Source organism: Acinetobacter sp. WCHA39 (genome assembly GCF_002165385.1).
GTDB lineage: Bacteria > Pseudomonadota > Gammaproteobacteria > Pseudomonadales > Moraxellaceae > Acinetobacter.
Map to the genome: position 1 here is coordinate 141,075 of NZ_NHRP01000002.1, position 12,659 is coordinate 153,733.

The window sequence follows — 12,659 nt, forward strand, 5'->3', positions numbered from 1 at the left end:
TCAATGAGGCATCGATTGAAAAGGGTATTCTTGTGAGCGAAAACCAACCTTTTGAGTTAGTCACCAATTATCAACCTGCTGGTGATCAACCACAAGCGATTGAGAAGTTAGTTAACGGCATTGAGCATGGTCTTCGTAATCAGTTACTACTTGGAGTGACGGGTTCTGGTAAAACCTATACGATGGCGAATGTGATTGCACAAACACAGCGTCCAACGATTGTCATGGCGCACAACAAAACGCTTGCTGCACAGCTTTATGGTGAGTTCAAAGCTTTTTTCCCGAATAATGCGGTTGAGTATTTCGTCAGTTATTACGATTACTATCAACCAGAAGCCTATGTGCCATCATCCGATACCTTTATCGAAAAAGACTCAGCAATCAACGACCACATTGACCAAATGCGTCTTTCTGCAACGCGTGCTTTATTAGAGCGTCGTGATGCCATTATTGTCGCTTCAGTTTCAGCGATTTATGGTTTGGGTGATCCAAACGCATATATGCAAATGTTATTGCATATTGTGCAAGGTGATCGTGTCAGCCGTGATGACATTATTCGCCGTTTAGTTGAAATGCAATATACCCGTAATGAATTGGAGTTCTTACGTGGTACTTATCGTATCCGTGGCGAAATCATTGATATTTTCCCTGCCGAGTCGGATAAAGATGCGATTCGAGTGGAGTTATTTGATGATGAGGTTGATTCGATTCGCTGGTTTGACCCATTGACAGGAAAATTGGTGCGTAAAGTGCCACGAGTGACGATTTATCCTAAAAGTCATTATGTTACGCCAAAAGATTATTTAACTCGTGCGATTGATACCATTAAAGATGAATTGAAGGATCAGCTTAAATTTTTCAAGGATCATGACAAATTACTGGAAGCGCAACGTATCGAACAGCGTACTCGCTATGATTTAGAGATGATGCAGCAGTTGGGTTATACCAATGGGATTGAAAACTACTCTCGCCATCTTTCAGGCCGCACAGCAGGCGAAGCGCCGCCGACTTTATTTGATTATATCCCTGAAGATGCCTTGCTGATTATTGATGAATCGCATGTGACAATTCCTCAAATTGGTGCGATGTATAAAGGTGACCGTTCACGTAAAGAAAACTTGGTGAATTATGGTTTCCGCTTACCCAGTGCTTTGGATAACCGTCCAATGAAATTTGAAGAGTGGGAGCGAATTGTTCCGACCACGGTTTTTGTGAGTGCAACGCCTGCACATTATGAATTGGAAAAGTCAGAGCAAATTGTTGAGCAGGTCGTTCGTCCAACAGGCTTGATTGATCCTGAAATTGAAGTACGTCCAGTATTAACTCAAGTCGATGATGTACTTTCTGAAATCAATATTCGTAAACAATTAAATGAACGTGTCCTTGTGACAACCTTGACTAAACGTATGGCGGAAGATTTAACCTCATACCTGAAAGAATATGGCGTTAAAGTCGCGTATCTGCACTCGGATATTGATACTGTTGAACGTGTGAAGATCATCCATGAGTTGCGTACAGGTGTACATGATGTTCTGGTTGGGATTAACCTGCTGCGGGAAGGTCTGGATATGCCAGAAGTATCTTTGGTTGCAATCTTAGATGCAGATAAAGAAGGTTTCTTACGTTCAGAACGTTCTTTGATTCAAACCATTGGTCGTGCAGCACGTAATGTGAAAGGTAAAGCGATTTTATATGCAGATCGTATTACTGATTCGATGCGTAAAGCGATGGATGAAACAGATCGTCGTCGTAACAAACAAATTGAATTTAATGAATTACATGGTATTACCCCACGTAGTGCGGTGCGTCAAGCAATTAAAGAAATAGATACGGGTGAAGTACTCAGTGATGATGAAATTGATGAAAAAGTGTTAGAGCAAGCGCAGAGTATCAGTGCCGACGAACAGCATCTTTTATCGGATCCAAAACTGTTTGCCAAGCATATTACCAAGCTTGAAAAAGAGATGTTAAAAGCTTCAAAAGAGCTTCAGTTTGAGCAAGCAGCTAGATTGCGAGATGAGATTGTTCGTCTCAAAGCCCATATGTTGCAATCGTAATCTAGTAGAGAAATCCTCAAGAGGGATACATATCGCAACAATCTTTGTTTATAAAATAGGCTATGTTGAAAAGCTAAATATATGACTATTGATAATAAATTTCTGTTTTGAGGATTTCCCATGCCGCTGATTAAGAATTTCCCTAAAGCAAGTTGGCGTTTAACAAAAATTGCAATTGGTGGAGTGGTCTTAACTGGACTGGCTGTAGGAACGATTGCTTATGCACAATCAAAGTCTTTACCTACAGTTGATAAAGTAGAACTGGATAAATATTTAGGTGTTTGGTATGAGGTTGCTCGTAAGCCAATGTTCTTTGAACGTAAATGCGCTTATAACGTGACAGCAACTTATACGTTAAACGAAAATGGCAATATTGTTGTTGATAACAAATGTTATGATGGTGAGGGTGCTTTACAACGCAGTTTGGGTGAGGCGTTTGTTGCGAATGCGCCTTTTAACACCAAATTAAGAGTGAGCTTTTTACCAGAAGCTGTGCGTTGGATTCCTGTTGCACGCGGAGATTACTGGGTTTTAAAGCTTGATGAAGATTATCAAACCGTGCTTGTGGGTGAACCACGCCGTAAATATCTATGGGTGTTGTCACGTACACCTCAGCCGAAAAAAGAAATTATTCATGAATATCTAAATTATGCCAAATCATTAGGCTATGATAATCATGATGTGATTTACCCTGAACATCGCTAAATCGGTTATACTTAGTTAAAACCATGCTTGCATGGTTTTTTTATTTTTATATAGTGGATAATTCAAGTTTTTAAAATACGTCCCAAATGCTTCTGAGGTCAAAATGTTAAAAGGCATCGCTTATTCAGTTTTGGCTTCTGTCACCTTTGGGGTTTTGTATTTTTACACTCAATTACTGGGTGCATTAGATAGTGAACAAACTTTTGGGTGGCGAATTATTGCCACAATTCCATTTTTGACTTTATTTATGTGGTTTAGTGGTGACTTGACGCATATCAAAACCATATTTAATCGAATCATAGCAAAGCCTAGTTTATTAGTGTTTCTAATGATCACTTCCGTACTGACCTCAGCACAATTATGGTTGTTTTTATGGGGACCTATGCATGGTCGTGGGTTACAAGTTTCTTTGGGGTATTTCTTGTTGCCTTTGGTTCTTGTGCTTGCTGGAAGCTTTTTATATGGCGAGAAATTGTCTAAGTTACAGTATCTCGCAGTATTTCTGGCAGTATTTGGTGTTGGGCATGAGATTTGGCGCTTAGGTACAATAGCTTGGGAAACTGCTTTTGTTGCTTTAGGTTATGCAGCTTACTTTATTCTTCGTAAAAAAATTCAAACGGACAACTTAGGTGGTTTTTGGTGGGATTTATTCTTGATCCTGCCAATTGCGATTTTCTTTACTCAGACAGGTGAAACTCCATATTTAAAGTTTTTAGAGCATCCTAGTTTGGGAGTTGTCGTTCTGGGTTTAGGTTTGTTGAGTGCGATTGGCCTAGGAAGTTATATTTTAGCAAGTCGCTATTTGCCGCTGATTATTTTTGGTTTACTGGGCTATTTAGAACCTGTTTTATTGGCATTGGCATCGTTGGTGCTTGGTGAAAAAATTGGTCAAGGTGAATGGTTGACCTATATTCCTATTTGGTTGGCCGTATTGGTATTGGTGATAGAAGGGGCGTTACATCTTTATCAGCAAAGGCGTCGCAAGCAGCATTTGGAATTGAATTTAAAACAGTATTCGCAACGTTTAGGCGATGATGAAGAACAAGAGATATAAAAATCCAATTTTTAATGAGTTCCTTTAAATTTTGCATTTATGTAATCAGTCAGGTTGATGGTGAGGAACATTAAATCGCATGAATATTCTTTAGGGATACAACCAACTGCGCGATTGTGGTTGAAAAGGGTTCACCAATCCAAGAGATTGGAACGTAAACGATATTTGTGAATATAAGCTCGATCACACCAATGAGCCCATTGATATTTCACAAGCATGGGGAATGCCAATAAGTAATAGTCATAATTTAAAATTCGTTTTAGTTGTTTATGTGCTGTAGATAATTAGAGATCATTTTAAATACTTTATTCTTTTTATTTCATTTTTTTACATTAGTTTATACGATTTTTCTCGTTAAATGATTTGTCATGTATCACTTCCGTTTTTGCTTATTTTTAGCATACTGTTTGAGTCAAACAACGATAGCGTTAAGTTATCAGTAAAACTGTTATTAAAGTTAGACAAACAGCATGTATTTAGATGATTGCAAAAGGGTTTCCCTAAAATCACAAAAATAATTATAGGTATTTTATGAATTTATAGTCAATTAGGACAAAATCTTAACTCAATTAACAGCTTTTGATTCAATCTTGATGATAATTCCATTACAATTATGGCGTTTTAAAAATTCACGCCCAGTATAGATATTAAATTTGAGGACGTAACTGTGAGCAAAGACACTATTGTTGCCCTACACGCAGAACATCAAGGTCGTTGGAAAAACCGTGAAGAAATCGCGGAACGCATGATTGCTTTGATTGGTCAATTATACCGTGAGAAAAATATTGTTGTTTCTGTTTACGGTCGTTCTTTAATAAACCGTTCAGTGATTCAAATTTTAAAATCACATCGCCGTACACGTATGCTTGATGTAGAACTTTCAGTTGTTCATACCTTCCCAATTTTGGAAGCGTTAATGAAAGTTGAAAACATTGGTTCTGCTGAAGTAGACATCGGTAAACTTGCTGTTGAATATAAAAATCAAGGTGGCGATGTAGATGCATTTGTTGCAAATGCCGTTGCTTCGATTGAAGGTAAAGCAAAATCTGAACAACCTAAAGATGTCGTTCTTTACGGTTTCGGTCGTATTGGTCGTATCTTAGCGCGTTTAATCATTAGCCAATCTGGTTTAGGTCGTGGTTTAAGCCTTAAAGCGATTGTAGTTCGTAAATCATCTGACGGTGACTTGGCGAAACGTGCTTCATTATTACGTCGTGACTCTATTCACGGTACTTTTGACGGTACAATTTCTGTTGATGAAGAAAACGAAGCAATCATTGCAAACGGTCAATTCATTAAAGTGATCTATGCTTCAAGCCCAAGCGAAGTGGATTACACCGCTTATGGTATTGAAAATGCGCTTTTAATCGACAATACAGGTAAATGGCGTGATGCTGAAGGTCTAAGCCAACACTTGAAATGTGCAGGTATTGCACGTGTAGTCTTGACTGCACCAAGTAAAGGTGAGATGAAGAACGTTGTATACGGCGTAAACAATACAGATATCTTAGATGAAGACAAAATCATCTCTGCTGCAAGCTGTACTACGAACGCAATTACACCTGTATTAAAAGTTTTAGATGACAAATACAAAGTATTAAATGGTCATGTTGAAACAGTTCACTCATTCACAAACGATCAAAACTTAATTGATAACTACCACAAGGCTGACCGTCGTGGTCGTGCTGCGACATTAAATATGGTGATCACTGAAACAGGTGCTGCAAAAGCGGTTGCGAAAGCATTACCAGGTCTTAAAGGCAAGTTAACAGGTAACTCTGTACGTGTTCCTACACCAAACGTTTCACTTGCAATCCTGAACTTAAACCTGGAGAAAGAAGTTGATCGTGAAGAAGTGAACGAATACATTCGTCAAATCTCAATCAACTCTAGCCTGCAAGGTCAAATCGGTTATACCAACTCAACTGAAGTTGTATCAAGCGACTTTATCGGTTCGCGTACTGCTGGTGTGTTTGATGCACAGGCAACAATCACTTCTGGTACACGTTTAACAGCGTATGTTTGGTACGATAACGAAGTGGGTTATAGCTGTCAGGTATTGCGTATTGCTGAACAAATGTGCGGCGTAAGCTATGCAAAAATTCCTGCTGAAACAAATGCATAATATTCGTTAGTAAAGTTATACAATACAAGCCCAGTTTCGACTGGGCTTTTTATTGACTGTACAGAACCTACGCTGATAGAAACATTAAAATAAAAGAAAATAGCAACAAGAGAAGATGATTGGATAGGAATACAATACTTCATTATAGCAGTTCAGACGTTTATTCACGGTATTTGCCTTAATTGTGGTGGCCAACTTGTGTGGTGTATATGTTGCGATGTGGGTGCTTAAGCATTTTAATATTTATATTCCATTGAAGAATAGGCATCCATAACACAATGAAATAACACTTTTTTAAAGCCAGAAACGTATTTACTGATTTTTCTATTCGAGAAATTTATTAAAATGTGGCAAAATAGTCCGCTTTTAAGAATTTAGAGGATTGGCACATGCGCTTTGTTGATGAAGCAGTCATAACCGTAGAGGCTGGCGACGGTGGCAATGGCGTAGCCAGTTTTCGCCGTGAAAAATTTGTCCCATTTGGTGGTCCCGATGGCGGTGATGGGGGACGTGGTGGAAGTATCTATATTCAGGCCGATGATGATACTGGCACGCTGGTTGATTACCGTTATACTCGCCGATTCCGTGCGGAACGTGGTAAAAATGGCGCTGGCGCGAACTGTTCAGGTCGTGGTGGTGAGGACGTTATCCTAAAAGTACCTGTCGGTACAACCATCGTGGATACTGAGTCTGGTGACATTATTGGCGATTTGGTCAAGGATGGTCAGCGTGTAAAAGTGGCACATGGCGGGGATGGTGGTTTAGGGAATACACACTTTAAATCATCGACCAACCGTTCACCGCGTAAATGTACGCATGGTATCAAGGGCGAATACCGTGAAGTACGTTTAGAGTTAAAAGTGCTTGCAGATGTTGGCTTGTTGGGTATGCCAAATGCAGGTAAATCCACGTTTATCCGTGCAGTCAGTGCAGCAAAACCGAAGGTGGCAGATTATCCATTTACCACTATGGTACCTAACTTGGGCGTAGTGGATGCAGATCGTCACCGTTCATTTGTGATGGCAGATATTCCAGGTCTGATCGAAGGTGCGGCAGAGGGCGCAGGTCTTGGGATTCGCTTCCTTAAACACTTGGCGCGTACCCGTATTCTGTTGCATATTGTCGATGTCCAGCCGATTGATGGTTCTGATCCTGCACATAATGCAAGAGCCATTTTGGGTGAGCTTGAAAAATTCTCTCCAACTTTGGCAAAACTCCCTGTGGTTCTTGTATTGAATAAACTTGACCAACTTCCTGAAGAATCAAGAGAAGAGTGGTGTCAGCATATTCTTGATGAATTGCAATGGGAAGGTCCTGTATTTAAAACTTCTGGTTTGATGTCAGAAGGCACTAAAGAAGTTGTGTATTACCTCATGGACCAGATTGAGCAACAGCGTGAACGTGAGCTTGAAGACCCTGAATACGCAGCAGAAGTTAAGGCATTCCGTGAGCAGCTTGAGGCTGAAACACGTGAACAAACCATCGCGGCAAAAGAAGCTTATCGTGCCATGCGTAAGGCTCAGCGTGAAGCGGGTCTGGAAGACGATGAAGATGACTTTGATGACGATGAGGATGAAGGCGGCGTAGAAAGCATTTACGTACGCGACTAGTGAACCGAGGAAAAAATGATAGAAGTGGTCGATGGGCAACGTCAGCTCAATGCGTGTAAACGAATCGTTGTTAAAATCGGATCATCTTTACTCACTGCAAATGGGCAAGGTCTAGATTTAAATGCAATTTCGCATTGGGCGAAACAAATTGCGGATTTACACAATGCTGGGCACGAAATTATTTTAGTGTCTTCAGGTGCGGTTGCGGAAGGGATGGTACGCATGAAACTTGCGAGTCGACCCACTGATCTACCCAGTTTGCAGGCTTGTGCTGCTATTGGCCAAATGGGTTTAATCCATACGTGGTCAAGCGTATTAGATCAACATGGGATTCAAACCGCACAAGTCTTACTCACGCATGATGATCTTGCTGATCGCCGCCGTTACCTCAATTCCTGTGATGCCTTGCAAAACCTGATTGACTGGCGTGTGATTCCTGTCATCAATGAAAATGACACGGTATCTACCGATGAAATCCGTTTTGGTGACAATGACACTCTGGCTGCAATGGTGGCAGGGCAGGTTCAGGCTGAGCTGTTGATTATCCTAACGGATCAGCAGGGCATGTTCGACTCTGACCCTCGAAGCAACCCAAATGCTAAACTGTTCTCTGCGGTTCGGGCACTGGATGACAGCCTGTTTGAAATGGCAGGCGGTGGTGGTGTGCTTGGTCGTGGCGGTATGGTGACCAAGGTTCGTGCCGCACGTCTTGCAGCAAGGTCAGGCTGTCCAACATTGATTGCCAGTGGTGAAAGTGAAAATGTGCTTGCTCGCCTGATGGCTGGTGAAATGTTGGGAACATTGTTTACCACAGACAATGACCGTGTTACGGCGCATCAGCAATGGTTGGCGGCACATTTACAAACAGCAGGTCGTTTAGTGATTGATGATGGTGCGGTTGAAGCGATTAAACTTAAGCATCGTAGTTTGTTGCCAGTGGGCGTGAAAGCGATTGAAGGTCATTTTGATCGTGGTGATGTGGTTGAGTGTGTTGATAAACATGGTGGTCGTATTGCAGTGGGACGTGTGAATTTTAGTTCTCGTTCAGCCGAAATGATCAAGGGATTATCTTCTGAAAAAGTCTATCAGGTTCTGGGCGAGGCTCGTTCTCTGGAAATGATTCACCGTGACCATATGGCGATTTACTAAGTTACCTTAAAAAAGTCTGATTAACTCAGGCTTTTTTTATATCTGCTTTAAATTTTGCCAAAGCATCACTTCTTTTTGCTTTAACTCAGGCAAGGGATTTTCTGTCCCCATCATATAGGCAAAATCGGCGAGTGAGAGCATATCCAAATCTTCCTCACTGTTTCCGTAAGCATAGACAAACTCATAATCAGCCAGATTGTATTTCTGCAAAATACGGAGTTTCTTTTGCTCACAGCTACAGTCTTCAGAACTGTAGTAACCTGTCAGCAGACCATCCTTAATTTCTGTCGTGGTACAAATTAATTCGATATTCAAAGCTTTACAGATTGGCACGAGATAAAGATCAATAGAAGCCGAAACCAATACCACACGGTCACCATTTTGTTGATGCAAACGCAGTTGTTGTAATAAATCCTGATCTAAATTTTGAATCAGTTGTTGAGCATATTCCTGTGCTAAATTCTGTAAAAAATTTGCTGAAATATCCTTAAACATGCTTTGAAACAAGCGTGGTCTCATCGCATGTGCAGGATATAAGCGTAAATAATAGGCTTGAATCCACGGTAGGCTTTTCAAGCCTTTTTTTACGATATGTCGTTTTGAGAGCGTATAAAACATAAATCCAGTAAAGCTGTCTTTCGGATAAAGTGTCCCATCAAAATCAAATAAGGCAAGGTTTAAAGTTTTATGCGTTTCGCTTTTTGCATGCATGTTTCATATCGTCCATTTACACGGCTTGCAAACCAATTGGTATTGTAATCACGGCTCAGTTTTGGCCCTGAAATAACGACTTGAGGCATGGTTGCATAAATTGGTTCTTTTTTGGTTTTATTTTGATAGAGCTTTTGCACTGCTAAATAAGTTTGCGTGTCTTCAAAACTTTTTTCTTTTTCTTTTTTTAAGTCAGTACGAATCTGGCGTGGTGTTACCAGAATGTTGTTTTGTGCAAAAATTGCAATCAGCTCTTTCTCCGTCTGGCTTTGGGTTGTCCTAATATCACCATTCTTGGTGTAGAGCAGTAGGTCGCCATCCAGACTGATTTCAGTTTTGGTCATTGCATTCAGCATACTCTGAAAAGCCGCATTTCGACTGGAATACATGCCTGAGTTATAGTCTGCGAAACGGTAGATGGCCTTGTCATAATCGGCAGGGTATTCCATTAAACGGTGAATACCATAATATAGACCACCATATTGGGTATAAAGATCATTGCGTAGTTCAGCGATGCTGCCGCTTTGGCGTTTATGTTCTTTGGCATAGTTGATATGGACCTGCATGGAACCCAGTGTGGTAATCGGGTTCATCTTTTCGCCAATATCCTGACCTACCAGTTTTGCCGCACCTGTTAAGGCACTAACATGGTAGTGCTTGGACATATAGTCAAAAATTTCACGATAGAGTAAATCCAGTTCGCGCTCCGTTTTAACTTTACGCATTTGACTCATGTAATTATTTTCTGGAGAAGGTTGATTTTTGAGTACGTCCTCAAAATAGCCTGCGACTGTTCCACCAATGGTTTCACCCAGTTTGGCCTCAAACTTCTCTTTTAGGCGGCTGTTAATTTCCTGTACCGCTTTTTCACCAAGTCCATGCACGGCAGGGTCGGCAACAAAGTTTGATTCCTGATCTACCACAGCAACCACACTACATACGTTCTGCTTGGATTTAGGAATACTGAGTTGTTGCATGATATCAAAAATATCTTGCGCCCATGACTGGCGATCATTTACACGAGGGGGAAGCACTTTCTTAATTTGTTCTGCTTCCATTTCTGGTTCTTTGCCATTAGACCACCATGCTTTATCTCCACAAGCTGTTAAGCTGAGACATGCAGTGAGGATGCCCATAATTTTTAATAAAGGACGAGTAGGGAATGATTTATTCATAATCAGAACAACACCACATAAAAAGATGAGTCAAATGGGCGAATGAAGTATACTATGTTGCTCAGAATTTGTAAGAATATATATGTATATCGGTTCATATCAACTGTCAAATAATTTGATTGTTGCACCTATGGCAGGCGTAACAGATAGACCCTTTCGGACACTATGTAAATATTTTGGTGCAGGTCATGCCGTAAGTGAAATGATGACGGCTGATAAAACCTTACGTATGAGTAAGAAAAGTTTATATCGGGCAAATTTTGATGGCGAACTTGCGCCAATTTCAGCACAAATTGCGGGTTCTGACCCAGAGCAACTTGCGGAAGCTGCTCGTTACCAAGTCGCTAACGGTGCACAAATCGTTGATATCAATATGGGTTGTCCAGCCAAAAAGGTTTGTAACAAGTTGGCAGGTTCAGCATTATTACAAGATGAAGATTTAGTAGCCCGAATTCTAGATGCGGTGGTTGCGGCCGTGGATGTGCCAGTGACTTTAAAAACCCGACTGGGATTTTTAAATGGTCATGAAAATATTTTGCGTGTGGCAAAACGGGCTGAACAGGCAGGGATTGCAGCCTTAGCCCTGCATGGGCGTACCCGTGAGGATATGTATTTAAATACAGCACGTTATGAATTAATTAAGCAAGTTAAGCAAATGATTAATATTCCGTTGATTGCGAATGGTGATATTGATAGTCCTGAGAAAGCTAAATATGTCCTAGACTATACTGGCGCAGATGCGATTATGATTGGACGTGCTGCACAAGGTCGACCATGGATATTTCGGGAAATAGCACATTACTTAAAAACAGGTAAACACTTGGCAGCGCCTGATATTGCTGAAGTCAAAGCTGTGCTATTAGGGCATTTATCAGAATTATATCAATTCTATGGTGAATATTCTGGCTGTCGTATTGCGCGCAAGCATATTGCTTGGTACACCAAAGGCTTGCGTTCGAGTAATGAATTTCGCCAAAGTATGTATAAAGTAGAGAGTACTGCTGATCAAGCCAAGGTTGTAGAAGCATATTTTGATCAATTGCTTGATCTAGGGCAGCGCATGAGTGATGTTGAAGTTGAACAAGTCAATTTACTAGACATTAAATAGTGATGTGATTTTTATTCGTTTAAAAGCCTGTAATGATGAGTTTCATTACAGGCTTCCGATTACTCTAAATGTGCAGTGATTTTTTGCAGAATTTGAAAGATCACATCAAATTCACTTTGCAATGGTGTGCTTTTTCGTGTCACCAATGCCAATGTGCGGTTCGGGGCATCTTCAATTGATTTTACTGCAATTTCTTCATTGAAATGAATCATGCTGTTTTTCAAGGCAATTTCGGGTAGCAGTGTAAAGCCAAGATTTGACGACACCATTTCCACTAAAGTTGGAAGAGAGCTTGCCTTTAAACGATGATCATTTTTGCGCTCACCCACAGGGCAGGCACTTAAGGTGTGATCTCGTAAACAATGACCTTCTTCGAGTAGCATCAGACGCAATAAGTCCAAATCATCTAGTGAGTTTGCATTCTCAGCATTCTTGTCATTTTTATTGTAGACAACAAATAAATTTTCTTTTGCAATTTCTGCAACTTTTAATCCACGAGTGTCAAAAGGAAGCGCCAGAACAATCATATCTAAATTGCCGTGTTCTAGCTTTTCTACGATTTTCTCACTTTGAGCTTCATGTAAATGAAGCTGAATCTTCGGCAGTTGTCGATGCACTTCATCAAGTAGTTGGGTCAAAATAAATGGTGCAATCGTAGGAATAATACCGAGATGTAGATCGCCTGTTAACGGTTCACTCATTTCTCTACTTAGGCGCATTAAATCTTGTGCATCGGCAAGTAATACTCGTGCACGTGCAACGACTTGTTCGCCTAATGGGGTTAAACGAACGTTTTGACGATCACGCTCAACTAGGACGCCACCTAAGAGGCGCTCTAGTTCCATGATACCACCCGACAAAGTAGATTGAGTGACAAATGAACGGCGCGCAGCTTCAGTAAAATGTAAAGTTTCTGACAACGTAACTAAATACGATAGCTGTCTTAATGAGGGTAATGCAGCCAT

General features: G+C 40.7%; 10 protein-coding genes and 1 pseudogene. 8 read left to right on the plus strand and 3 right to left on the minus strand.

The genetic code is table 11. The features are described 5' to 3' along the window. Positions 1-32: 32 nt before the first annotated feature. From uvrB to proB, 7 genes and pseudogenes are all read left to right on the plus strand, one after another. On the plus strand, positions 33-2,057 hold the full coding sequence (gene uvrB, locus CDG56_RS01680; RefSeq protein WP_087543874.1) for an excinuclease ABC subunit UvrB: 2,025 nt from the start codon (positions 33-35) through the stop codon (positions 2,055-2,057). A gap of 120 nt (positions 2,058-2,177) precedes the next feature. After that, positions 2,178-2,762 carry a lipocalin family protein gene (locus tag CDG56_RS01685; protein ID WP_087543876.1) on the plus strand — a complete coding sequence of 195 codons (585 nt, stop codon included), beginning with the start codon at positions 2,178-2,180 and terminating at the stop codon, positions 2,760-2,762. A gap of 103 nt (positions 2,763-2,865) precedes the next feature. After that, positions 2,866-3,816 carry an EamA family transporter RarD gene (rarD, locus tag CDG56_RS01690; protein ID WP_087546745.1) on the plus strand — a complete coding sequence of 317 codons (951 nt, stop codon included), beginning with the start codon at positions 2,866-2,868 and terminating at the stop codon, positions 3,814-3,816. A gap of 667 nt (positions 3,817-4,483) precedes the next feature. Then, a complete protein-coding gene (locus CDG56_RS01700; RefSeq protein ID WP_087546746.1) occupies positions 4,484-5,941 on the plus strand; it encodes a glyceraldehyde-3-phosphate dehydrogenase in 1,458 nt (485 codons plus the stop codon). 181 nt (positions 5,942-6,122) lie between these two features. Beyond that, positions 6,123-6,206, plus strand: a pseudogene (locus CDG56_RS16835) (MFS transporter); the annotation flags it as partial. 124 nt (positions 6,207-6,330) lie between these two features. Next, positions 6,331-7,551, plus strand: a complete 1,221-nt coding sequence (gene cgtA / locus CDG56_RS01705) for an Obg family GTPase CgtA (RefSeq protein ID WP_087546747.1) — start codon at positions 6,331-6,333, stop codon at positions 7,549-7,551. Between the two features lie 15 nt (positions 7,552-7,566). After that, the gene (gene proB / locus CDG56_RS01710) at positions 7,567-8,700 is read left to right on the plus strand and encodes a glutamate 5-kinase (protein WP_087546748.1); all 1,134 of its coding nucleotides are present in this window, start codon (positions 7,567-7,569) and stop codon (positions 8,698-8,700) included. A gap of 36 nt (positions 8,701-8,736) precedes the next feature. Here the strand turns inward: proB and CDG56_RS01715 are convergent, their stop codons facing one another. Together CDG56_RS01715 and CDG56_RS01720 are read right to left on the minus strand one after the other, a co-directional pair. After that, on the minus strand, positions 8,737-9,411 hold the full coding sequence (locus CDG56_RS01715; RefSeq protein ID WP_087546749.1) for an HAD-IB family hydrolase: 675 nt from the start codon (positions 9,409-9,411) through the stop codon (positions 8,737-8,739). Further along, a complete protein-coding gene (locus CDG56_RS01720; RefSeq protein WP_087546750.1) occupies positions 9,378-10,586 on the minus strand; it encodes a DUF1615 domain-containing protein in 1,209 nt (402 codons plus the stop codon). The genes CDG56_RS01715 and CDG56_RS01720 overlap by 34 nt, the downstream gene beginning before the upstream one ends. Positions 10,587-10,668: 82 nt before the next feature. On the opposite strand from CDG56_RS01720, the gene dusB reads away from it, so the two are divergent. After that, positions 10,669-11,694: a tRNA dihydrouridine synthase DusB gene (dusB, locus tag CDG56_RS01725; protein WP_087546751.1), complete on the plus strand. Its 1,026-nt coding sequence runs from the start codon at positions 10,669-10,671 to the stop codon at positions 11,692-11,694. A gap of 59 nt (positions 11,695-11,753) precedes the next feature. Here dusB and oxyR read toward each other — a convergent pair whose 3' ends face one another. Further along, a complete protein-coding gene (gene oxyR, locus CDG56_RS01730; RefSeq protein WP_087546752.1) occupies positions 11,754-12,659 on the minus strand; it encodes a LysR family transcriptional regulator OxyR in 906 nt (301 codons plus the stop codon).